The 22,714-nt window shown below is 66.3% G+C and carries 23 protein-coding genes; 15 read left to right on the forward strand and 8 right to left on the reverse strand.

All coding sequences use genetic code 11. The features are described from left to right. Positions 1-15: 15 nt before the first annotated feature. The 4 genes from P9A17_RS06620 to cofD form a co-directional block, all read right to left on the reverse strand. Positions 16-885, reverse strand: coding sequence for a hypothetical protein (locus P9A17_RS06620; protein WP_278038627.1), 870 nt, complete (start codon positions 883-885; stop codon positions 16-18). A gap of 85 nt (positions 886-970) precedes the next feature. Beyond that, positions 971-1,531 carry an NUDIX hydrolase gene (locus P9A17_RS06625; protein WP_278037778.1) on the reverse strand — a complete coding sequence of 187 codons (561 nt, stop codon included), beginning with the start codon at positions 1,529-1,531 and terminating at the stop codon, positions 971-973. Continuing rightward, positions 1,528-2,868 (reverse strand): coenzyme F420-0:L-glutamate ligase, encoded by a 1,341-nt coding sequence (locus P9A17_RS06630; protein WP_278038628.1) that lies wholly within the window; start codon positions 2,866-2,868, stop codon positions 1,528-1,530. The genes P9A17_RS06625 and P9A17_RS06630 overlap by 4 nt, the downstream gene beginning before the upstream one ends. Before the next feature lie 8 nt (positions 2,869-2,876). Next, positions 2,877-3,863, reverse strand: coding sequence for a 2-phospho-L-lactate transferase (cofD, locus tag P9A17_RS06635; RefSeq protein WP_278037779.1), 987 nt, complete (start codon positions 3,861-3,863; stop codon positions 2,877-2,879). 427 nt (positions 3,864-4,290) lie between these two features. On the opposite strand from cofD, the gene P9A17_RS06640 reads away from it, so the two are divergent. Further along, entirely contained in the window at positions 4,291-4,566 is a 276-nt protein-coding gene (locus tag P9A17_RS06640; protein WP_278038629.1) for a WhiB family transcriptional regulator, read from the forward strand. A 21-nt stretch (positions 4,567-4,587) separates the two neighbouring features. Here the strand turns inward: P9A17_RS06640 and P9A17_RS06645 are convergent, their stop codons facing one another. Beyond that, positions 4,588-5,010 carry a metallopeptidase family protein gene (locus P9A17_RS06645; protein WP_278037780.1) on the reverse strand — a complete coding sequence of 141 codons (423 nt, stop codon included), beginning with the start codon at positions 5,008-5,010 and terminating at the stop codon, positions 4,588-4,590. Between the two features lie 131 nt (positions 5,011-5,141). Here P9A17_RS06645 and P9A17_RS06650 point away from each other — a divergent pair, with 131 nt between their 5' ends. The 4 genes from P9A17_RS06650 to manA all read left to right on the forward strand — a co-directional run bounded on the left by P9A17_RS06650 (position 5,142) and on the right by manA (position 9,373). Continuing rightward, complete coding sequence (locus P9A17_RS06650; RefSeq protein ID WP_278037781.1) at positions 5,142-5,570, forward strand: DUF3499 domain-containing protein; 429 nt, start codon at positions 5,142-5,144, stop codon at positions 5,568-5,570. Positions 5,571-5,634: 64 nt separating this feature from the next. Continuing rightward, the gene (locus P9A17_RS06655; RefSeq protein ID WP_278037782.1) at positions 5,635-7,020 is read left to right on the forward strand and encodes a phosphomannomutase/phosphoglucomutase; all 1,386 of its coding nucleotides are present in this window, start codon (positions 5,635-5,637) and stop codon (positions 7,018-7,020) included. Beyond that, positions 7,017-8,141 carry a TobH protein gene (locus tag P9A17_RS06660; protein ID WP_278037783.1) on the forward strand — a complete coding sequence of 375 codons (1,125 nt, stop codon included), beginning with the start codon at positions 7,017-7,019 and terminating at the stop codon, positions 8,139-8,141. Before P9A17_RS06655 ends, P9A17_RS06660 begins: the two co-directional genes overlap by 4 nt. A 5-nt stretch (positions 8,142-8,146) precedes the next feature. Further along, positions 8,147-9,373 (forward strand): mannose-6-phosphate isomerase, class I, encoded by a 1,227-nt coding sequence (gene manA / locus P9A17_RS06665; RefSeq protein ID WP_278037784.1) that lies wholly within the window; start codon positions 8,147-8,149, stop codon positions 9,371-9,373. Here the strand turns inward: manA and P9A17_RS06670 are convergent. Then, positions 9,318-10,673 (reverse strand): FAD-dependent oxidoreductase, encoded by a 1,356-nt coding sequence (locus tag P9A17_RS06670; RefSeq protein WP_278037785.1) that lies wholly within the window; start codon positions 10,671-10,673, stop codon positions 9,318-9,320. The two genes, manA and P9A17_RS06670, sit on opposite strands and share 56 nt — an antisense overlap. A gap of 57 nt (positions 10,674-10,730) precedes the next feature. Between P9A17_RS06670 and P9A17_RS06675 the strand changes: the two genes are divergently transcribed. The 5 genes from P9A17_RS06675 to P9A17_RS06695 all read left to right on the forward strand — a co-directional run bounded on the left by P9A17_RS06675 (position 10,731) and on the right by P9A17_RS06695 (position 14,927). After that, on the forward strand, positions 10,731-12,212 hold the full coding sequence (locus P9A17_RS06675) for an amino acid permease (protein WP_278037786.1): 1,482 nt from the start codon (positions 10,731-10,733) through the stop codon (positions 12,210-12,212). A 396-nt stretch (positions 12,213-12,608) separates the two neighbouring features. Further along, positions 12,609-13,841 (forward strand): alkane 1-monooxygenase, encoded by a 1,233-nt coding sequence (locus P9A17_RS06680; RefSeq protein WP_278038630.1) that lies wholly within the window; start codon positions 12,609-12,611, stop codon positions 13,839-13,841. Next, positions 13,838-14,011, forward strand: a complete 174-nt coding sequence (locus P9A17_RS06685) for a rubredoxin (protein WP_278037787.1) — start codon at positions 13,838-13,840, stop codon at positions 14,009-14,011. Before P9A17_RS06680 ends, P9A17_RS06685 begins: the two co-directional genes overlap by 4 nt. Continuing rightward, positions 14,008-14,193, forward strand: coding sequence for a rubredoxin (locus tag P9A17_RS06690; RefSeq protein ID WP_278037788.1), 186 nt, complete (start codon positions 14,008-14,010; stop codon positions 14,191-14,193). Before P9A17_RS06685 ends, P9A17_RS06690 begins: the two co-directional genes overlap by 4 nt. A gap of 104 nt (positions 14,194-14,297) precedes the next feature. Next, a complete protein-coding gene (locus P9A17_RS06695; protein ID WP_278038631.1) occupies positions 14,298-14,927 on the forward strand; it encodes a TetR family transcriptional regulator in 630 nt (209 codons plus the stop codon). Here the strand turns inward: P9A17_RS06695 and P9A17_RS06700 are convergent. Beyond that, on the reverse strand, positions 14,906-16,156 hold the full coding sequence (locus P9A17_RS06700) for an MFS transporter (protein ID WP_278037789.1): 1,251 nt from the start codon (positions 16,154-16,156) through the stop codon (positions 14,906-14,908). The genes P9A17_RS06695 and P9A17_RS06700 overlap by 22 nt on opposite strands. Positions 16,157-16,451: 295 nt before the next feature. Here P9A17_RS06700 and ahcY point away from each other — a divergent pair, with 295 nt between their 5' ends. From ahcY to P9A17_RS06715, 3 genes are read left to right on the forward strand one after another with little or no spacing between them, the layout of a single operon-like run. Beyond that, the gene (ahcY, locus tag P9A17_RS06705; RefSeq protein WP_278037790.1) at positions 16,452-17,912 is read left to right on the forward strand and encodes an adenosylhomocysteinase; all 1,461 of its coding nucleotides are present in this window, start codon (positions 16,452-16,454) and stop codon (positions 17,910-17,912) included. A gap of 37 nt (positions 17,913-17,949) precedes the next feature. After that, on the forward strand, positions 17,950-18,396 hold the full coding sequence (locus P9A17_RS06710) for a hypothetical protein (protein ID WP_278037791.1): 447 nt from the start codon (positions 17,950-17,952) through the stop codon (positions 18,394-18,396). Further along, positions 18,396-18,827, forward strand: a complete 432-nt coding sequence (locus P9A17_RS06715; RefSeq protein ID WP_278037792.1) for a hypothetical protein — start codon at positions 18,396-18,398, stop codon at positions 18,825-18,827. Before P9A17_RS06710 ends, P9A17_RS06715 begins: the two co-directional genes overlap by 1 nt. Here the strand turns inward: P9A17_RS06715 and P9A17_RS06720 are convergent, their stop codons facing one another. Further along, positions 18,828-21,179: an alpha/beta hydrolase fold domain-containing protein gene (locus P9A17_RS06720; RefSeq protein WP_278037793.1), complete on the reverse strand. Its 2,352-nt coding sequence runs from the start codon at positions 21,177-21,179 to the stop codon at positions 18,828-18,830. A gap of 99 nt (positions 21,180-21,278) precedes the next feature. On the opposite strand from P9A17_RS06720, the gene P9A17_RS06725 reads away from it, so the two are divergent. Together P9A17_RS06725 and P9A17_RS06730 are read left to right on the forward strand one after the other, a co-directional pair. Beyond that, positions 21,279-21,911: a dTMP kinase gene (locus P9A17_RS06725; RefSeq protein WP_278037794.1), complete on the forward strand. Its 633-nt coding sequence runs from the start codon at positions 21,279-21,281 to the stop codon at positions 21,909-21,911. An 83-nt stretch (positions 21,912-21,994) separates the two neighbouring features. Further along, complete coding sequence (locus tag P9A17_RS06730; RefSeq protein ID WP_278037795.1) at positions 21,995-22,666, forward strand: hypothetical protein; 672 nt, start codon at positions 21,995-21,997, stop codon at positions 22,664-22,666. The last annotated feature ends 48 nt before the right edge of the window (positions 22,667-22,714 follow it).

Raw genomic sequence — 22,714 nt, forward strand, 5'->3', positions numbered from 1 at the left:
AGGATTCCTGGCTGCTCAAGCGGACTCCTTCACAGCCATGGCTTCTCGCTCGCGTAGCGCAAAGGCGGCCCGAACCCATGCCGCGATCTCATCTGGTCGATCGCCCTTCATGACCCTGATGACAATCCACCCCATATCGTTGATCCTGCGGAGGCGCCGAGCGTCCTTGCGGTACTGCGCGTCGTCGGTGCGGTGGTGCTCACCGTCATATTCCACCGCGATTTTTAGGTCCGGCCAGCCCATGTCGAGCCGCGCGAACACATAGCCGCCTGCATCACACATCGGGATCTGAGTGAGCGGACGCGGAAAGCCGTGGTCAATCAGTACCAAGCGCAGTCTGCTTTCTTGCGGCGATTCGGCTCCGGCGTCCATGAGCGCGACGGCCTCACGACACCTCCGGACGCCGCGGCTGCCCTTGTATCGATAGCTGAGGTCGAGGACTTCAGAAGCCAGAACTCCCGTCGCGCGCGCGAGCGCGTCGAGGTGCGCCACAGCTTCATCCCTGCGGAGGTGGCGTCCAATGTCTAGAGCAGCGCGTGCGGGTACTACGACGGGTGATCCTTCGCGCCAACAGATTTCACCCGGAGCAATGGGCTCGCGGCGGCTGATGATCCCTGCCGGTGAATAGTTGTTCGCCCATATGATCCCGACGGGGGTGGTTTCGCTTATCCATTTGGCGCCGTGCATTGCTGCAGCTGCCCTTCCCGTGATAATCCCACGGCGTCGCGACCACAGCCACGCGCCCCGGCTGCGGTGGGCCAATGTCGCTTCGAGGTGCTTGGGCAGATATATGTCGGGATAAATGGCCCGGTAGTTCCAGCGAAGCTGCCCCCGCGTCAACGCACCTGACAGCACGGCGTCCGAGCCGATGATCACTTCCTGCACATCGATGAGCATGCCGCGGGAAGCCCCGCGTGCCGCCAGTGAGAAGTCAGGGCTGTGGATAACTCGGATTCCGCAGCCAGGAATCCTATTCCGCGGGAGGCTCGAGGGGGCGGGCGGCCGCCGCGGCCGTGGCCAGCTGGGTGAGGCCGAAGTCGCTGTCGTCGGGCAGTTGATCGAGCGGCCACCACCGCAATTCCAAAGACTCGTCACTGCAGACGATCTGCGCGCCCTCGGGCGCCCGCACGACGAACTGCACATCGAGATGGCGGGTCGGCACGCCCAGCGAGCATGTCACCGGGTGGACGTGCAGCGCAGCCGGTTCCGCCGCGATGGCCAGGCCCTCGATGCCGGATTCCTCAGTGGCCTCCCGCAATGCCGCGGCCACGATCGTCTCGTCGTCCGGTTCGCAATGCCCGCCGAGCTGCAGCCATCGCCCGAAACGCGGATGCAAGGTCAGCAGCGCCTGGCTGCCTGTGTGGTCGAGAACCAATGCCGATCCGGTGATGTGGCCGGGCACGCATTCGCGCAGACACCCGTCCCCGCGGGCAGCCAGGAACGCCAGATAGGCGTGACGCAGCGAATCCTGCTCCGGATCAACCGGATTCCACGCAGTGAGCACATCGATCGTCGAGGAGTGCAGGCTCACTTGCGCACCAGCAGGCCGTCCGTCGGGACCGGCTCTTTCGGCCCCGACGGTTCCAGCGGATAGCCGATCGCAATGGCGCCCAGTGGCTCCCAGTCCGCCGGCAGATCCAGCCGCTCGCGCACCAGCTCGGGGGCGAAGATGGTCGACCCGATCCAGCAGCTGCCCACCCCGCGCACGGCCAGCGCGACGAGCAGCCCCTGCACCGCGGCGCCGGCTGCGACCGTGAACATGGTGTGCTCGGCTGCGGTGCGACGTTCATCCGGATAGGTGTGGGCGCCGTCGGGGACCATGAACGGGATGACCAGTTCGGGTGCGTCGTAGAGAATCTGGCCGCGACCGACGCGGCGCTCCACGGAACCGGCGTCGCGTCCGTCGCCGCTGAGGTCGTCGCGCCACCGGTCTTTCATCGCATCCAGCAAACCGATTCGCACGTCGCTGTCCTGCACCCAGACGAACCGCACCGGCCGGGTGTGGTGCGGCGCGGGCGCGGTCAGCGCCTCACCGACCGACGCTTCGACCAGATCGGGATCGACAGGCTCGGAGCTGAACTGGCGCACCGACCGGCGCAACAGCTGGGCCTGCGACCGGCCCAGCGCGAGCGCCTCCTCGGTGCCGAGCCAGAACAGATCCTCCTCGCCGGCGCGCACCAGATTTCGTGCCGACGATCCGTCGTCATTCAGCGTCAGCCCGCGTACGACCGCGACCGGCACGGCAGTCAGCTTGCCCTTCACCAGATCCGCGGCTGCGGCGATCTCATCCGCCACAGCGATCTCGGTGACGATCAATTCGTTGCCGTGCTGGTCGTGTTCGCCCGCATAGGCATGCAGGACTGTGAGGCCGGCCGAACCGATCGCGACGTCGGTCTGGCCCGTCCGCCACGCCCGTCCCATCGTGTCGGTGACGACGACGCCGACCGTCACACCGAGGCGCGTGTGGATCGCGTTGACGAGCTTTCGCGCGCTGCCGTCGGGATCGACCGGAAGCAGGGCCAATTCGTTGGAGTCGACGTTGGAGCCGTCGACCCCGGCGGCTGCCTGGACCAGCCCCAACGCGTTCTCGGTGATCAGCGTCCGGCCCTTGCGGGCCAGTACGCGGACCGCCTCGTTGTCGATCAGTCTGCGCCGCAGTGTGTCCCGCAGCTCTGGGTCGGAGGGAGCATCGACCATCCGGCCTTCGGTCTTGGAGAGCACCTTGCTGGTGACGACGAGGATGTCGTTGTCCTGCAACCACGGGGCGGCTTGGGCGATGGCGGCGGCGAGGTCGTCGCCGGGCCGGAACTCCGGGAGGCCGGGCACGGGCAGCAGTTCGACCCGCGCCGATGTCCCGTGCTCGTTCACACCGTCGGTCACGGGGTGACCCCGGCCAGTTCCATTCCTGCGCGCACCATCTCGGCGGTGGTCGCCGGATCGGACATCAGCAGCGGTACCGCCCGCACGTTCACGCCCTCGATCTCGGCGCTATCACCCTCGTGGATCAGCCAACCGTCGAGGATGCCGGTCGCCGACCGCGCGCCGTAATAGTTACCGACCGCCTCGGACGTGCTCTCGATGCCGATGACGGACAGGCACGCGTCGGCCATGCCGCGCAACGGCTTTCCGGCGATGATCGGGGAGTAGCCGATCACCGGTGCCTTCGTCGCACGCAAGGCGCCGCGAATGCCGCCGATATTCAGGATCGCGCCGACGCTGACGACCGGGTTCGACGGCGCGATCAACACCACGTCGGCGCCCTCGATCGCGTCCGCGACACCGGGTGCGGCAGTTGCCTTGTCGGCGCCGACGAACGCAAAGCTGTCCGTCGGGACTTGCGCGCGGTGGCGCACCCACCACTCCTGGAAGTGGATGGCGCGCTTCTCGCCGTCCTCGGGATCGGTGATGACGACGTGGGTTTCGCTGCGATCGTCGGAGGCCGGGAGCAGGCGGACGCCGGGTGACCACCGCCGGCATAGTGCCTCGGTGACCTCCGACAGGGGGTAGCCCGCGCGCAGCATCTGGCTGCGTACCAGGTGGGTGGCGAGGTCGCGATCGCCGAGGCCGAACCAGTCCGGCTGCACGCCGTAGGCTGCGAGTTCCTCTTTGGCATTCCAGGTTTCGTCGCGGTGGCCCCAGCCGCGCTCGGGATCGATGCCGCCGCCGAGGGTGTACATGCACGTGTCGAGGTCGGGGCAGATGCGCACGCCGAACATCCACGCGTCATCCCCGACGTTGACCACAGCAGTCACTTCATGCTCATTGGTATCGTGAGTGTTGAACTGCCCCAAGCCCAACAGATGTTGGACGCCGAGCAGGAAGCGTGCACCACCGACGCCGCCGACAAGAACAGTGACCTTCACGCGAACGAGGGTAGGCGGTTCCGAGGCCGGCATCAGGCGGCGGGTGGGAGCGTGACAGACACGCCAAAGCGCGACGCGCCGAAATCCAGTCACAGAATGATATGAATTCCTGTTCTACCGCTTGACCGACGCAGCTAACGCGTGTGTAATCACAGCAGTGTCATTTCGCGGTTCTCCGGCCGGTTTCGGTGTCGCAGACCAAGATTCGATCACTTGTTCGAATTGGGATGGCCGCACGTTTCATAGTGGGGCTGGCATATACGGAACTACGAGACCCGTGGAGGAGGGGAACATGGCATTTGAACAGGCCGATTTCGGTGATTCGATTCGGTTCGACAGCAGGCTCCTCGGCTCGGTAGGAAGTGCGCCGCACATCCAGACCGGACCGGCACCGAGTGGAGCGAATGGGCGTCCCCAATTGAGTTTGGTGCCCGAACGCCTTGAGTATGGAGATCCTTTCAGCGACGTCGCTGACGCCTCGGATGAGGACCAGTGGCAGGAGCGCGCACTGTGCGCGCAGACCGATCCCGAGGCGTTCTTCCCCGAAAAGGGTGGATCGACCCGCGAGGCCAAGCGCATCTGCCAGGGCTGCGAAGTCAAGGACATGTGCCTGGAGTACGCACTTGCCAACGACGAGCGCTTCGGTATCTGGGGCGGCCTGTCCGAGCGCGAGCGCCGTCGCCTCAAGCGCGGCATCATCTAGTTTTCGAGAAGTAGCGAGCCCCTAGTCGTCGTCCAGGGTCGGGTCGATGACTGAGGGCTCAACGCCTAGATACGTGGCTACCTGAGCCACCAGCAATTCGTGAAGAAGCTCGGTCAGCTCTTCGGTGTCTTTAGCCCGACGCTCGATCGGCTTGCGGAACAACACTATTCGCGCACGCGTGGAATTTCCGCGGACGTCAACCCCGGCAGGGATGAGGCGCGCCAGCGCAATCGGGCCGTCCGCCACCACTTCCGGCGGCCACTGCACGCTGTCCGGATCTTTCGGCGAGATCCGCGGAATCTCATCGACTGCCACATCGAGCGTCGACACCCTCTCATGCCAGCGCCGCTCGATCGGCTCGTAGGCCTCCAGGACCGCCATATCAAAGCGCTCCGCGCGGCTTCGCCACCCCGGAACGGTCGGCGGCAGCAGCGGCCCGCGCATCTCTCGGCCCCGCCGCGACCCGCGGTGCTGGCGCCTCGTCACGAAAAAGATCGTAACGGTTGGGCTTCGGGCGACTCACGACTGCGCGTGTCCGCCGCGATGCGGGGGATCGTGCACGATAGCCTTCCGCTGTGAATGTTCCCCGTCGCTGCTGCCGGCCAGGGTGCCCGCACTATGCGGTCGCGACGCTCACCTTCGTCTATTCAGATTCGACGGCTGTCGTCGGCCCGCTGGCCACCGTGTCCGAGCCGCACTCGTGGGATCTGTGCGTCATGCACGCCGGCCGAATCACCGCTCCCCGCGGATGGGAGTTGGTTCGTCACGCGGGGCCGTTGCCTTCGCACCCCGACGACGACGATTTGGTGGCGCTCGCCGACGCTGTTCGAGAAGGCCGAGAGGGCGCCGTCCCTCCGGGTATGACTGCGGGCTTCACCACGGGATTCACCGACCCTGTCACCGGAGCACACGGCGGGGCGTTGATGGCTCCGCCGGCCCGGCGACCGGAGACCAACGGGCGCCGCCGCGGGCATTTGCGCGTGCTGCCCGACCCGACCGACTGACCATGGGGACCGGCCGCGACGGCTAGGCTGATTCCAAGAACAGTCTCTTCGTCCAAGGAGTCCCATGTCCCGGTCCGCCGAGGCGGTACAGCGCGTCATCAAGGCGTATGACGTGCGTGGACTTGTCGGCAAGGAGATCGACGAGGCCTTTGTCGGCGAAGTGGGCGCCGCCTTCGCGCGACTCGTGCGGGGAAATGCGACGCAGGTCGTCATCGGGCATGACATGCGGGACAGTTCACCGGCCCTTTCTGAGGCGTTCGCCGACGGCGTCATGGCCCAGGGGCTCGATGTCGTGCGCATCGGGCTGGCTTCGACCGATCAGCTCTACTTTGCTTCGGGCCTGCTGGACTGCCCGGGCGCGATGTTCACGGCCAGCCACAACCCGGCGGCCTACAACGGCATCAAGCTGTGCCGCGCCGGTGCCAAACCGGTCGGCAAGGACACCGGGCTGACGGTCATCAGCGATGAAGTCATCGCCGGTGTGCCGGAATTCGACGGACCGCGTGGCAGCGCCTCCGACCGCGACGTCCTCGCGGACTACGGCGATTTCCTGCGCTCACTCGTCGATGTCGCAGGGATACGGTCGCTGAGCGTCGCGGTCGACGCGGGCAACGGCATGGCCGGCCACACCACCCCCGGGGTGCTGGGGCCCATCCCGTCGATCAAGCTGTCGCCGCTGTACTTCGAGCTCGACGGAAACTTCCCCAACCACGAAGCCAATCCGCTCGACCCGGCCAACCTCGTCGACCTCCAGGCCTTCGTCCTGGAGACCGGCGCCGACATCGGTCTGGCGTTCGACGGGGACGCCGACCGGTGCTTCGTCGTCGACGAACGGGGACAGGCCGTCTCGCCGTCGGCGGTCACCGCACTGGTCGCCGCGCGCGAGTTGCAGCGTGAGATCGGCGCGACGGTCATCCACAACCTCATCACGTCCCGCGCAGTCCCCGAATTGGTGACCGAACGCGGTGGCACACCGGTCCGCTCACGAGTCGGCCACTCCTACATCAAGGGCCTGATGGCCGAGACCGGCGCGATCTTCGGCGGGGAACACTCGGCGCACTATTACTTCCGCGACTTCTGGGGCGCCGACTCCGGAATGCTTGCCGCCCTGCATGTCCTGGCTGCGCTCGCCGAACAGGACCGGCCGTTGTCGGAGATGATGGCCGACTATCAGCGCTACGAGGCCTCCGGGGAGATCAACTTCACCGTGACCGACGCGCCCGCCATCGTCGACGTTGTGTTGCAGGCGTTCGGATCCCGGGTGCACGCGATCGATCACCTCGACGGCGTCACCGTCGACCTCGGTGACGGCCGGTGGTTCAACATTCGGATGTCCAACACCGAACCGTTGTTGCGGCTCAACGTCGAAGCGCGAAGTGCCGAAGAGGTCAAGGAACTCGTCGACGAGATCGGCGGTTACATCACCTCGGGGGCAGAGGAATCGACGTGACCACGCGCCCGCTGTCGGCTGCCGAAGTCGACCTCGACGACGCCGACGGCCTGCTGGCCGCCGACCGTCTGGGTCTGCTGCGCGCGGCGTCGATGGCCGGCGCGCAGGTGCGTGCCACCGCCGCAGCACTCGACGAGGGTGAGCTCGATTCGCTCCGTTCGGACACGCCGCCCCGCACCATCGTGTGGGTGGCAGGCCATGGGACCGCCGAGACCGCGGGCACGATGCTGGCCGTTCAACTCGGACGGTCGGTCGGCGCGCCGATCGTCGTTGCGTCCGAGGCGCCGCCGTGGATCGGCACGCTCGACGTGATGGTCGTCGCCGGTGACGATCCGGGTGATCCGGCCTTGGTCACCGCTGCCGCCACCGCGGTTCGGCGCGGAGCCCGCGTCATCGTGGTGGCGCCCTACGAGGGACCGTTGCGCGACGCGACCGCGGGGCGTTCTGTCGCGCTACCGCCGCGGTTGCCCGTACCCGACGACTTCGCGCTGCCACGCTATCTCGCGGCAGGCCTGGCCGTGTTGCACGTGATCGCCCCGGGATTCTCGGCCGATCTGGCGGCGATGGCCGACGAGCTGGACGCCGAGGCGTTCCGAAACAGCGCCGGACGTGACACTTTCACCAACCCCGCCAAGAGCCTGGCCGAACGCGTGCGTGACAGGCAGGTGGCTTTCGCAGGCGACTCCGCCGCCACGCTGGCGCTGGCGCGCCACGCCTGCACGGCGATGCTCCGGATCGCCCACCACACCGTGGCGGCGGTCGGGCTCGCAGATGCGCTGTCCGCCATCGGATCTGGCTGGGGACGCGATGCGGGATCGGTCGGGTCCTCGATCTTCCACGATGAGGAGATCGACGGCCCGCTGCCGCAGCGCACACGCACCATCGTGTTGACCACCGACGCCGAACGGCCCGCCGTGTCGGCTCGATTGCAGGGCTTCGACGACGTCGACGTCGTCAACGCCAACGACGTACCGGACGTCCCAGAGGTCCGGGAACAAGGGGGGATCAGCGAGTCGGGCTCAGGAACGACGCCCGGATCTACGCGTCCCGAACAACAATTGGCGCTGCTGGCTGTCCGACTGGAAATGGCGGCCGTCTACCAGCGCCTGGTTCGAGGTTGAGACGAGTGCATCTGCTCAGAGGTGCGGTGCGGACCTATGCGTGGGGTTCGAGGACCGCAATCGCCGATTTCGTCGGAGCTCCAAGTCCGACACCACATCCCGAGGCTGAACTGTGGTTCGGCGCGCACCCCGGGGACCCGGCGTGGTTACAGACCGACGACGGGGAGCGGTCGCTGCTCGACGCGCTGCGCGCCGACCCGGAGGGGGAGTTGGGTTCCGCAGTACGCGGCCGGTTCGGCGACACGTTGCCGTTCCTGGTGAAGGTCCTCGCCGCCGACGAGCCGCTGTCGCTGCAGGCGCACCCGAGCACGGAGCAGGCCGTCGAGGGTTTCGCCCGCGAAGACCGGATGGGCATCCCGATCACAGCGCCCGACCGCAACTACCGCGACCGCAGTCACAAGCCCGAAATCATCGTGGCGCTCAGCCAATTCGAGGCGCTGGCGGGTTTCCGACCCGCCGCACGGACCGTCGCGCTGATGCAGGCGCTCGGTGTGGCCGGCCTCGACCCGTACATCAACCTGCTCGCCGGACAACGCGACGAGGACGGTCTGCGTGCGCTGTTCACGACGTGGATCACGTGCCCGCAACCCGATCTGGATGAGCTGGTGCCCGCCGTCATCGACGGTGCGATCGTCTATGTGCGCTCTGGTGAAAAGGAATTCGCCCGCGAGGCCAAGACGGTCCTTGAGCTGGGGGAGGCCTACCCCGGGGATGCGGGAGTTCTGGCGTCCCTGCTGCTCAACCGCCTCTCGCTGGCGCCCGGGGAGGCCCTCTACCTACCGGCCGGCAACCTGCACGCCTACCTGCACGGGGTCGGGGTGGAAGTGATGGCCAACTCCGACAACGTGCTTCGCGGTGGATTGACACCCAAGCACGTCGACGTGCCCGAGCTTCTGCGGGTGCTGGACTTCACCCCGGCAGAGGATGTCATCGTGGTACCCGAAGCGATCCGCGACGGCAGCGAAATCGTGTATCCGACACCGGCCCCCGAGTTCGCGGTGTCGGTGCTCGGAATCGATGGCGAGCAGCTGGGTCACGAGATCGATGCCCCGAACCGGCACGAGGGTCCGCAGATCCTGCTGTGCACGGAGGGCGCTGTCACGGCGCACGCGAAATCCAGTGCCGTGGCCCTGGCGCGCGGTGCCGCGGCATGGGTCGCCGCCGACGACGGACCCATCAGACTCGTTGCGCAGGAACCGACGCAGCTGTTCCGGGTGAGCGTCGGGATCTGACCCACAGCGTCATGTTGTGGCGTACCGTGCGGCCGACGAGCCGGGCGGACGGCACCATCCACAGGCTGTCGAGCAGGCTGAAGCGCCGCAGGAACCATTCCGCGAGAACGGGATCCGTTTCGGCGGCGCCGAGGAACTGGTCGAACAGCGCGCCGACGGGCCCATACCACCGCGGTGCCTTGCCGGTGGCGCCGTGCATCGTCAGGTCGCCGATCGCATTCATCGTCCACACCGGGTAGGTGGTCTTCGCCGTCGCTTTGAGAAACGTCGCTTCCGGATCCGGCGTCAGCAGTGCCTTGCGCAGATGGCCGGCCTGCAGCGACGTCATCGTCATCCCTTGCCCGAACGTCGGATTGAAGCTCACCACCGCATCGCCGAACGGCAGGATACCTCGGGGGTACTCTGCGATCTTGTCGAAGCGGCGCCACCTGCTCGTCGGATACTTGTGCAGCGCAATGTCTCCCAGCGGCTCACTGCGGCGAACCGCGACGGCGAGATGGACGGGCAGGATCTCGTCCGCCAGTGCGCACATCTCGGCGAAATCTTTGGGCGGCTTCACCTTTGCGACGCCAAAGGTTGTCAACCCCCACGTGCCGTCCTCATAGTGGAGCATGCCGAGACCCAGCGGCTGGTCCCGGGACGCCCCGGCGACAACGACCTTCTCGGCGACCAGTCCCTCGGGGATCCGCAACTGCTGGGTGGCGTAGCTGATGCCGACGTCGACCGTATTTTCCTCAGGACGGCGAAAATCCCACTGCTCCAACCACACAGGAAGTCTGGTACCACGCCCGGTCGCGTCGATGACGAGGTCGGCGTCGACCGTCGCACCGTCCGCTGTCCGCACGCCGGTCACCGTGCGTCCGTCGAAAATCGGCTCGTCAACGTCTCCGTGGACCAGCGTGACGTTGGGAAGCGCGCTGACGCGTCGGCGAATCTGCCATTCCAAATGCACCCGACTGGGTACGTAGGCCGTGAACTCATCCTGCAGTCGGTGGTGCGTCCCGAGGACGTGGCCCGCGGCGCCGAAATGTATGCAATCGGGCCGGTTCTCCAACACGGGGACACCGGCGGCCACCATGTCGTCGAGCAGTCCAGGAAACAGCTTCTCGAATTCCATGGCCCCGCGCGCCATCAGCAGATGGACGTGCCTGCTCTGTGGAACCGCGGCGCGATGCCCCGGAGTCTCGGGTAACAGATCGCGGTCGTACACCGTCACCCGATGATGGAAGTTCGCCAGTACCCGGGCCGCGCACAGCCCGCCAAGACTCGCGCCGATCACGATCGCGTGCTTTTCCCGCATCGAGACCCACGCTAGTGGGTACATTCCGCTCAAAGAATGACGAAAAGAGGACGCTTGATGGCTCAGGAGCCGGGTGCGCAGACAGCAGGCAAGCTTCGGCTGAAGTCGGTCGAACAGTCGATCGCCGACACCGACGAGCCGGACACCAAGCTCCGCAGGGACCTGAACTGGTGGGACCTGACCGTTTTCGGCGTCTCGGTAGTCATCGGTGCGGGCATCTTCACCATCACCGCGTCCACCGCTGCCAACCTCACCGGTCCGGCGATCTCGGTGTCGTTCATCATCGCCGCGATCGCCTGCGGGCTCGCCGCGCTGTGCTACGCGGAGTTCGCGTCGACGGTTCCGGTTGCCGGCAGCGCATACACGTTCTCGTACGCCACGTTTGGCGAATTCGTCGCGTGGATCATCGGCTGGGATCTGATCCTCGAGTTCGCCGTCGCAGCCGCCGTCGTCGCCAAAGGCTGGTCCAGCTACCTCGGCACAGTTTTCGGGTTTGCCGGCGGCACCGCCGAAGTGGCTGGATTTCAACTGGATTGGGGCGCGCTGATCATCATCGCGTTTGTCACGATGATCCTGGCGATGGGCACCAAGCTGTCGGCGGGTGTCAGCCTCGCCATCACCGCGCTCAAGGTTGCCGTCGTGCTGCTGGTGGTCGTCGTCGGGGCGTTCTACATCAAGGCCTCGAACTTCTCGCCGTTCGTTCCGTCACCGGAACCGGGTGAGGGAGGGACAGGAACCGAACAGTCGCTGTTCTCTCTGATCACCGGCGCCGAGGGCAGCAGCTACGGCTGGTACGGGGTGCTGGCCGGCGCATCGATCGTGTTCTTCGCGTTCATCGGATTCGACATCGTCGCGACGACAGCCGAAGAGACGAAAGACCCCCAGCGCAACGTGCCCCGCGGCATCCTCGCATCGCTGGGCATCGTGACCGTCCTCTACGTCGCGGTCGCCGTGGTGCTGACCGGAATGGTCAGCTACAAGGAACTGCGCGAAGCCGAAACCGCGAACCTGGCGACGGCCTTCTCCCTCAACGGTGTGGACTGGGCGGCGAAGGTCATCTCCATCGGTGCGCTTGCGGGCCTGACGACGGTCGTCATCGTGCTGGTGCTGGGACAGACGCGGGTGCTGTTCGCGATGTCGCGCGACGGCCTGCTGCCGCGTCAGCTCGCCAAGACCAACGACCACGGCACGCCGGTGCGCATCACGCTGATCGTCGGATTCGTCGTCGCGGTCACTGCGACGGTGTTCCCGATCGACAAGCTCGAAGAGATGGTCAACATCGGCACGCTGTTCGCGTTCGTGCTCGTGTCGGCCGGCGTCATCGTGCTGCGCCGCACCCGGCCCGACTTGAAGCGCGGCTTCCGGACGCCGTGGGTTCCGGTGCTGCCGATCCTGTCGATCATCGCGTGCGTGTGGCTGATGCTGAACCTGACCGGGTTGACGTGGATCCGATTCACCATCTGGATGGCCATCGGTGTGGTCGTGTACTTCCTCTACGGCCGTAGGCATTCCCTCGTGGGCAAGCGCTCCCAGGTCTAGTCACTCCCGTTCTCGAGGGGCAGGCCTGCACCGCGAGCGCGCGTGTTTGCACGCCGCCGCGCCGTAATTCTTGGCATCCTGCGCGCTCTCGCTGACTCCGAGCGTGCGTGTTTGTGCCCATCTCACCGGCGACTTCGCTATCCAAGCGCTGCCGACTTCGACTGTCCCGGGCGCTACCAGCGCTCTCGCTGACCCCGAGCGCGCGAAATTGCACACAACACACCGCACGGCACCGTGCAAACACGCGCCTTCGCGGTGCGAAGCTGCAAAGCTCGGACCAGTGCTTTTTACAAAACGCCACTTGCTGTCTAGACGAGTGACAAAATGCTCGCTATAGTCAACTGCAATGGGTGACCGCACTCACAGCAAGGAGGCATCGAGGTGACCACGCAAGAAATGTCCGGGGCCCCACACGTCGAGCAGTGGCGCGACAGGAAGCGCTACCTGTGGCTGATGGGCCTCATCGCCCCCACGGCGCTGTTCGTCATGCTGCCGCTGGTGTGGGCGTTCAATCAGTTCAGTTGGCACGCCGTCGCGCAGGTGCCGTTCTGGATCGGCCCGATCCTGCTCTACATCCTGCTGCCCGCCCTGGACCGGTTCTTCGGCCCCGACGGCCAGAATCCGCCCGACGAGGTGATGGAGCGCCTCGAGAACGACAAGTACTACCGCTACTGCACCTACCTCTACATCCCGTTCCAGTACGCGAGCGTCATCTTCGGCGCCTACCTGTTCACGGCGTCGGATCTCAGCTGGCTCGGGTTCGATGGCGGCCTGGCCTGGCCGGCCAAGATCGGGCTGGCGCTGTCAGTCGGTCTGCTCGGTGGCGTGGGAATCAACACCGCGCACGAAATGGGCCACAAGAAAGAATCATTGGAGCGTTGGCTCGCGAAAATCACGCTCGCGCAGACCGTTTACGGCCACTTCTACATCGAGCACAACCGCGGCCACCACGTCCGCGTTGCCACGCCGGAAGATCCGGCGTCGGCGCGCTTCGGTGAGACGTTTTGGGAATTCCTGCCGCGCAGCGTGTTCGGAAGCCTGAAGTCCTCGTGGGAGCTGGAAGCCAAGCGGCTGGAACGTGCGGGAAAGAGCACGTGGCACTGGTCCAACGACGTGCTCAACGCGTGGGCGATGTCGATGGTGCTCTACGGCGCGCTGCTCGCGGTCTTCGGCCTGCAGTTGATCCCGTACATCCTGATCTCGGCGATCTTCGGCTTCACGCTGCTGGAAACCGTGAATTACCTTGAGCATTACGGACTCTTGAGGCAGAAGCTCGACAACGGTCGCTACGAGCGATGCGCGCCGGTGCACAGCTGGAACTCCGATCACATCGTCACGAACCTGTTCCTGTACCACCTGCAGCGCCACAGCGATCACCACGCCAACCCGACCCGTCGCTACCAAACGCTGCGCAGCATGGACGGCGCGCCGAACCTGCCCAGCGGGTACGCGTCGATGATCGGCCTGACGTACTTCCCGCCGGTGTGGCGCAAGGTGATGGACCACCGAGTGCTCGACCACTATGACGGCGACATCAGCCGGGTCAACGTCCATCCGCGGATGCGCGACAAGGTCACGGCGCGGTACGCCGACGAGCGCTCGCGCGAGGCGAAGAGGGCCGGTGCATGACCGTCTATCGCTGCCCCGGCTGCGATTACGTCTACGACGAGACCAAAGGTGAACCGCGCGAAGGCTTTCCGGCCGGCACAGCATGGGCCGACGTGCCCGACGACTGGTGCTGCCCCGACTGCGCGGTGCGCGAGAAGCTCGACTTCGAAGAAATGGGAGTGAAGAAATGACCGACGACTACAAGCTGTTCGTCTGCGTGCAGTGCGGATTCGAATACGACGAAGCCAAGGGCTGGCCCGAGGACGGCATCGCCCCGGGCACCCGGTGGGATGACATCCCCGAGGACTGGAGCTGCCCGGACTGTGGCGCTGCCAAGACCGACTTCGAGATGGTCGAGGTGGCGCGGCCGTGACCGCACTGTCGATCCCGACGAGCGAGCGCGAAGGCACGGGACACGCCGAGCAGCAGCGTGCAGACACGCGCGCTCGCGGTGCAAGTCCGCCGCGGGCAACCGTTATTGTCGCGCGTGTGAGCGGCCCCAACGACAAGCGCATCACCTACGCCGAGGCGTCGCGCGTGCTGCTGCGCGACTCGATCCTCGACGGCATGCGCGAGATGCTGCTGATCCGCGACTGGTCGCAGATCACGCTGTCGGATGTCGCCAAGGCCGCCGGCATCAGCCGCCAGACCATCTACAACGAATTCGGGTCACGGCAGGGCCTGGCGCAGGGGTATGCGATGCGCCTGGCCGACCGCCTCGTCGACCAGATCCACACGTCGATCAACAGCAACGTCGGTGACGTCTACGCCGCGTTCCTGCAGGGCTTCCGGGACTTCTTCCACGAATCCGCGGCCGACCCGCTCGTGATCTCGCTGCTGACCGGCACGTCCAAGCCCGACCTGCTTCAGCTGATCACCACCGACAGCGCGCCCATCATCAACCACTGCTCGGCGCGGCTCACCGAGACGTTCATGAGCAGCTGGGTGCGCTGCAGCGAAGAGGATGCCGGCGTGCTGGCCAGGGCCATCGTGCGGCTCGCGATGAGCTACATCTCGATGCCGCCGGAAGCTGACCACGATGTGGCCCGCGACCTGGCCCGCTTGATGACGCCGTTCGCCGAGCGCTACGGAGTCATCGAAAGCTGAGGTTCGACGGGATCGTCGGGTTGCGTGCGGACGATCAGACGCCGCCAGCGAAGAAACGCGGCGACCGCCACCACCGCGACGACCCCGCTGAGCAGATGCGAAGCCTGATAGCCGTACGCCTCGACCACGGCGCCGGCGATCACGTTGCTCAGCGACGCGCCCACACCCTGGATCGTCATCAACGCAGCGACTCCCGCGTTGAAGCGCCCGGACCCCGCCAGCAGCAGCTCGGCGGCAATAGGCGTGGTAATTCCGATCAACCCCGCGCCGACCCCGTCGAGGATCTGGACAGGGAAGATGGCCCAGAACTGTGACTCGGTGCCGGCGATCAGTCCGCGAACCGGTAGCGCACACAGCCCGGTCACGACGACGGCCGTCAACCCGAATCGCCGGATGAGAATCGGCGCCACCAAGGCCACGACGATCATCGACACCTGCGCGACGCCGGTGATGATGGCCGTCGTCCGAAAGGGCGTGCCCAGCTCGATGGCGAAGTCCTGCGCGACGAGCCTGCTGATAGGTGCGTTGCCGAAATGGAACATCAACAGCACGATGCCGAAAAGCATCAGCCCCGGAGTCGTGGACAGCACCGTCCGCAGACCCGTCGGTCGAGTGTCGGGCGAGGCCTCGGCCAGACCGCGAGCGGCAGCGTGATCGATGCGGGCGGGATCGATGGCTGCAGCCGCCGCGACGGCGCCTACCGCGGTCAGCAACATGAGCCCGATGATCGCGTGCTCGCCGTACATCGAGACGAGCACGAAGATGGCGATCAGCGAGACGACATTGCCCGCGTGGTTCCAGACTTCGTTCCGTGACACCTGGATCCCGAAGAGGCGCTCGCCCACGACGCCGAGGGTGAGACCCATGAGAGCCGGACCGATCACCGCGCCGACGACGGCGGTGCCGACCTGGCCTACCCACACGACAACCGGGTTGGGTGCGATCAGCGTGGCGAGCGCAACGGCCGTCACGACGATCACCGGAACCGCGACCAGCGCCCGCTTGGAACGAGATCGGTCGACCAGCGCTCCGAACAGTGGCGTGGCCACCAGGCCGATGAGACCTCCCACAGTGGCGATGGCGCCCAACGCGACCGGCGACCATCCCCGTGTGGCGAGGAACGCGTCGAGAAAAGGGCCGAGGCCGTCGCGGGCGTCGGCCAGGAAGAAGTTCAGCAGTGCCAAGCTGAGCAAGGACCGCCGACCCACGGAGGCGGCGCGTTCGTCCATCAGCCCACCTCCGATCGGCTCGGGTGCCATACCCGGCGCGCTGGTTTCCGCAAACCGGGACGCGCCTGCTGAAGCGCTGTGAATCTTCAGCAACCTGCGGTGACGGGACGGCGACATGAAAAGGCGATCCCCGAGGCGCTACGGTGTAGAGGACGCCCCTGGCCGGCAGAGCGCACAGCGCCTGTCCCGCGAGCCCGCAGGCTGGTAGGCGTCTGCTCGGATGTTGTCGCTGCACATCCGTTCACACGCAACTGACGAACCACAAAGCTGGTTGAGAACAAAAGGGGCTCTATTTATGACTGCTCTGACCGCCGATGTCCGCAACGGCATCGATTACAAGGTCCGGGACCTGAACGAGGCCGAGTTCGGCCGCAAGGAGATCCGCCTCGCCGAGCACGAGATGCCCGGCCTGATGGCGCTTCGCCGTGAATACGCCGACGTCCAGCCGCTCAAGGGCGCGCGGATCTCCGGCTCGCTGCACATGACCGTGCAGACCGCGGTGCTGATCGAAACGCTGACCAGCCTGGGCGCCGAGGTCCGCTGGGCGTCCTGCAACATCTTCTCCACGCAGGACCATGCCGCCGCGGCTGTCGTCGTCGGCCCGAACGGAACCCCGGAGGAGCCCAAGGGCACCCCGGTGTTCGCGTGGAAGGGCGAGACGCTCGAGGAGTACTGGTGGGCTGCCGAGCAGATGCTCACCTGGGAGGGCGAGCCGGCCAACATGATCCTCGACGACGGCGGCGACGCCACCATGCTCGTGCTGCGCGGCGCGCAGTACGAGAAGGCCGGCGTCGTCCCGCCCGCCGAGGACGACGACTCGGCCGAGTGGAAGGTCTTCCTGGCGCTGGTGAAGGCCGGCTTCGAGAAGGACAAGACGAAGTGGTCCAAGATCGCCGCGTCGGTCAAGGGTGTCACCGAGGAGACCACCACCGGTGTCCTGCGCCTGTACCAGTTCGCCGCCGCCGGTGAGCTGTCGTTCCCCGCGATCAACGTCAACGACTCCGTCACCAAGAGCAAGTTCGACAACAAGTACGGCACCCGTCACTCGCTGATCGACGGCATCAACCGCGGCACCGATGCGCTCATCGGTGGCAAGAAGGTGCTCATCGCCGGTTACGGCGACGTGGGCAAGGGTTGCGCCGAGTCGCTGGCCGGTCAGGGTGGACGCGTGCAGGTCACCGAGATCGACCCGATCAACGCGCTGCAGGCGCTGATGGACGGGTATGACGTCGTGACCGTCGAGCAGGCGATCGGCGACGCCGACATCGTCATCACGTCGACCGGCAACAAGGACATCATCACCCTCGACCACATGAAGTCGATGAAGGATCACGCCATCCTGGGCAACATCGGCCACTTCGACAACGAGATCGACATGGCCGCCCTGGAGCGTTCCGGTGCCACCCGCATCAACATCAAGCCGCAGGTGGACGAATGGACCTTCGGCGACTCGGGCAAGTCGATCATCGTGCTGTCCGAGGGACGTCTGCTGAACCTGGGCAACGCGACCGGCCACCCGTCGTTCGTGATGAGCAACAGCTTCTCCAACCAGGTCATCGCGCAGATCGAGCTGTGGACCAAGAACGACGAGTACGACAACGAGGTCTACCGCCTCGCCAAGCACCTCGACGAGAAGGTCGCCAAGATCCACGTCGAGGCGCTCGGTGGCACGCTGACCAGGCTCTCGAAGGACCAGGCCGAGTACATCGGCGTCGACGTCGAGGGCCCGTACAAGCCGGAGCACTACCGCTACTGACGTGGTAAAACGCTCAACAGCAGTACTTTTCGGACTCGTGCTGGCCCTGACCGCGTGTCAGGGCCAGCCGGCGTCCGACGAGGTCGACGGGGCAGAGCCCAACGTCACAGGGCCGGCGCTGCAGATCAGCCACGACACCGCCGAACTCGCAAAAACGTTCCCCGCGTTGGGAACTCCGGTGTCGGCGTCGTGGATCGCCTGGGACAACTCCGACGACCAGACGACCAAGTTGAGCCTGCAGTGGATCGACGCGGTCGTCGAGGTGACGCCCGAGACAATGACCGGACTCGTCGACAAGTACAGCGCCGAGGACCTCGGCCATCGCCCCGCCGTGCAGAAGGTCCTCGAACCCGACCTGCCACCCGGACCGTTTCTGACCGGCGTCGAGCTCAACATCTTTTTCGGCGGCCCGCGCCGCAGCACAAGGGCTTTCCTGGATCCGCCGGTCAACACCGTCGTCCTGCAGTCCAGCGTCGCCGGCTGATGACCCGCCCCGCGGCGCTGTTGCTGTGCGGGCTGCTGGTGGCGTGCGCGCCGGATGCCCCGGTGGCCGATCGTGAAATACGCACCGACACCGCACCTTTGACGGAACGGTTCCCTGCGATCGGTGAACCGTTGACGGTCAGTTGGGTGACGTGGGACTCCGCGACCGGCGGTGCGCCGGGTCCGACGACGTACTGGATCGACGCCGTCGTCACGCTGGCACCGCAGACCACGAAGGCGCTCGAAGCATTGAAGATCGCCGCGCAGGGCAAGGCTCCCGAGGTCGCCGACGAACTGCGTCCCGCAGTCGCGGGCGGCCCATTCCTGACGGGCGAGGAGTTGGACGGTGCGCTGAGCACCACGGGGTGGATGGCGACCGGCTATCTGGATCCCGCACGAAACCTGTTGGTGATCAGCGCAATCGACGACTGATCACGCCAGCAGGCCCAGCTGCCGATACACGTTGGGTCGCCACAGCTGAGCTTGGGAGTTCACGACGATGCCGCCGAGCGCCCAGCCGTGCAGCTGCCCGTCGCCGATGATCACCGTGAGGTCCGCCGCCGGATCCTGCGACAGCACCTTGTCGCGGAACGCGATCGCGCCGGGATACAGCTTCTCCTGGGTGCCGATGTAGATCGCCGTCGGCGGCAGGCCCGTCAAGTCGTCGCTCGAAATCGGGTTCACCAGAGGATCATCCAGGTCGAGGTCGCCGTTGTAGCGTGGCCCCTCGCCGGGCTTGTCCCTGGGCAGGATGGGGTCATCGATCGCATCGACCTGCGGTCCGCGCAGCGTGATATGCAGCGCGGGGGAGACGAGCACCATGCGCGACGGCTGTGATTCCGACACCACGCACGCGATGTCAGATCGGCAGCGCCGCAACAACTCCTGCACAACCAGGACCGCGTACGAGCCGCCGGACGAGTCCCCGTACAGGCTCACATTGTCGACGCCGTGCTCGTCGATCAACATCGACAGGAAGTCGGCCATCGGCGGCACCAGCGTCGTCACCGTGCCCGTGCCCTTCGGCGGCGCCAGCGGGTAGATCGGCACCAGAACGGTGGCGCCCGTGTCCCGGACCGTCTGCGCATAGTCGGACCAGTGCAAGGTGTTGGCTTCGTCGACGAAGCCGCCGCCGTGCAGGGCAACAACGACCTCGTCCGTCGGGGCCGGCGACGCGATCTGCCACACCGTCCAGCCGTTGAATTCCCGTGCGGTCACGTCGAGTCCGCGCATCAGCTGCGGCGGGGGAGTCGTGAACGTCGACGCCGAGACGACCCCACTGAGGATTTTGATGCCGGTCTCCTCGTTGAGCCACCTCAGGGTCCGCAGAATGTCGGCGACCAGCCGGTCACTGTAGGAGGGCGGACCGGTCGTGATCGTCTTCGGCCCTGGCGCAACATCATTGAGGCCGAGCTGGCGGTAGATGTCCTGACGCACCTTCGGGCCCGCCGAGTTGAACGACAGCCCGCCGAGCGCCCAGTCGTGGAACTGGCCCCTGCCGACGACCGTCGACACCGTGCCGCCTGCCGCCGACCACTTCTCCTGCAACAGCAGCGTGTCGGGCAGCAGGTACTCCAATTCGCCGACATAGATCGTCGTCGGCGGCAGCGCGGCCAGCACCTCGTCTTCGAAGAACAACGGGCTCAGCAGCGGGTCCTTCGGATCGAGGCCATCGCTCCAGTGGTTTTCGCGCGTGTAGAAGTCGAGGTTGCGCACATCGATGATCGGATCGTTGATCTCGTAGATGTCGGGGTTCGACAGCGACAGGTCGGGTGCGAACGACAGCAGCACCATGCTGGCCGGCACCGGCTTCCCATCGCGAATGAGCTCACGCACCGCCGCCAACGCCAGGGTGGGGCCGGCCGAGTCGGAGTAGATGCTGACGTTCTCCGCGCCGTAGGCGTCGATCTGGTCGGAGAGGAACTGCGCCATCGCCGGAACGACCTTGACGGCCGTGCCGGCCTCGGTCTTCGCGAGCGGATACATCGGGACGATCACCGTCGCGCCGGTGTCGCGCGCCATGTTCGCGTACGCCAGCCAGTGGGTGACGAGCGGTTCGACGATGAACCCGCCGCCGTGCACGGCGACGACCGTCTTGCCGGTCGGGTTGGGCGGGTGGAACTCCCAGACATCCCACGTGCTGTCTTCGGACGCCTCGAACTCCGTGCGGCGGACGTCGAGGCCGCCCTTCACGAACCAGGGCGGGTCGTCGTTCTCCAGCACCTTGCCGATGAGACCGTAGACGTCGACGCCGATGAAGCTCGAGATCCCGCGCATGACGTAGAGGCTCGTGACGACGACCTGATCGAAGAAGGTGGGCTTGTCGGTGTAGACCACCTCGTTCTGGGCGACGGCGGCCGTGGCCGCGGGCTCTCCGTCGAGCTCGTGCCGCGACGCGGCGGTGGAGGTCAACATGGTCGCGGCGGCCAGCGGTTCGGGCACGTCGTCGACCGGTACGTCGTCGGGTTCCGCGTCCGGTTCCGTGTCATCGGGCTCGTCGTCGACGTCGACAACCACGGTGTCATGGTCATCGGGTTCGTCGTCGGTCTCCTCCTCGTCGGCGGTGATGTCGGTTTGCTTGTCTTCGACGTTCCCCTCGGACTCGGTGACCGCGGCGTCCCGGCTCCGCTTGGTGGTAGCGGCCGGGCCAGCGTCGCGCTGCTCCGACGAATCGGTCCCGCCGGCGTCACCCGTCTCGGACGCTGACGCCACCCCGCATCCCAAGCCGATGAACACCGCCGCGCCGACCCCGGCCGCCGCCGCGATATTCGCCCCTTTGCCCATCCTCGAACCTCCCCGTGTTTTTCAAACTATGAGCGCGGAACCCGCCGCGGTCAATGTTTGCTTGCGGTCCTTAAGGACGACCTGGATTACGCTCGCCGGGTGCTCATCGTCATCGAAGGTGTGGACGGCGCGGGGAAGCGGACGCTGACCAACGGACTGCGCGCCGCATTCGAGGCCGACGGTCGCTCCGTCGCCACCCTGGCCTTCCCGCGCTACGGACAGTCGGTGCATGCCGACGTCGCGGCAGAGGCGCTGCATGGCAACCACGGCGACCTCGCCGAGTCGGTCTACGCCATGGCGGTGCTGTTCGCGATGGACCGCGCCGGCGCCCGCGACGACATCGCACAGTTGACCTCCGCGCACTCCGTCGTGATCCTCGACCGCTACGTCGCCTCCAATGCGGCCTACAGCGCGGCGCGTCTACACCAGCACGCCGACGGTGAGGTCGTCGCCTGGGTGCGCGACCTCGAGTACGGGCGACTGCAGCTGCCCGTCCCGGATTGGCAGCTGCTGCTGGATGTTCCGACAGAACTCGCCGCGCAACGAGCCGTCGACCGAGCCGCGAAGGAAGCCGACCGGGCCCGCGACGCCTACGAGCGTGACGACGGGCTGCAGCAGCGCACCAACGCGGTCTACGCCGAGCTGGCGGCCGCCCACTGGGGTGGCCCCTGGGCCGTCGTCCCCAAGGATGTCGACCCCGCCGAATTGGCGGGCCGGCTGAAAAGTTCGTAGCCGAGCGAATTGACACGTCGGCAGTTAAGCTCCGCCTCAGGGGAAGGTCGCTTCGGCGACGGGTCGCTTCGGAGGGGGATGCGATGCTCGTTTCTACTCGTACACAGGCCACGCCGCTGCAGAAGCTCGACGATCTAGTGTCGTCCATCAAGGCCGCGAGCCAGCACTTCGACCAGGGCCACCACACCGAGGTGAAGTCGTTGGCCGGCCACCTGGGCAGGTTGCTGCACCGCTGCGACGCCTCAGTTGGACTCATCGATCAGCTCGGCCTGCACGACGAACTGACGTGGGTCGACACCGCCGGTGTGCCCAACCCGAAGACAACCTGCTCGACGGCGGCGTTGACGTTGATGCGGATCCGCAGCCGTCACCACGGCGCCGGCGAGTTCGTACCCAAGCTGGCCATGTATCCGCCCGTGCCGATCCGCACGCGCAGCGGTGACCGGATCTCCAGCGGGACGCGCATCCCGTTCGAGCACTGGTGGACCAACCCGGTCGTCACCGACACCGACGGTCATCTGTACTCCCGCAAGCAACTCGTCCTCGCGCTCGGTCAATCGCACGACCCCGAATCCGAAGCCGCGCATTACGCGCTGGAATCCAGCGCCTCGCTCGGCTGGGTGGTGGGCGACTGCGACAAGCCGCTGTGCGCGAACCCGGTCGTCGCCAGCGTCCGCCAGATCGGCTACGAGGTCATGCAGTCCATCACCGAGCAGCGCGACGTGATCGGGCTAATTCCCGACGAATCCCGGTAAAGACGCAAAACGCCCAGTGTGGTAGCAGGGTTTTATCGCCATCTGGTG

This window comes from Mycobacterium sp. 236(2023), from assembly GCF_029623955.1.
Taxonomy (GTDB): Bacteria; Actinomycetota; Actinomycetes; order Mycobacteriales; family Mycobacteriaceae; genus Mycobacterium.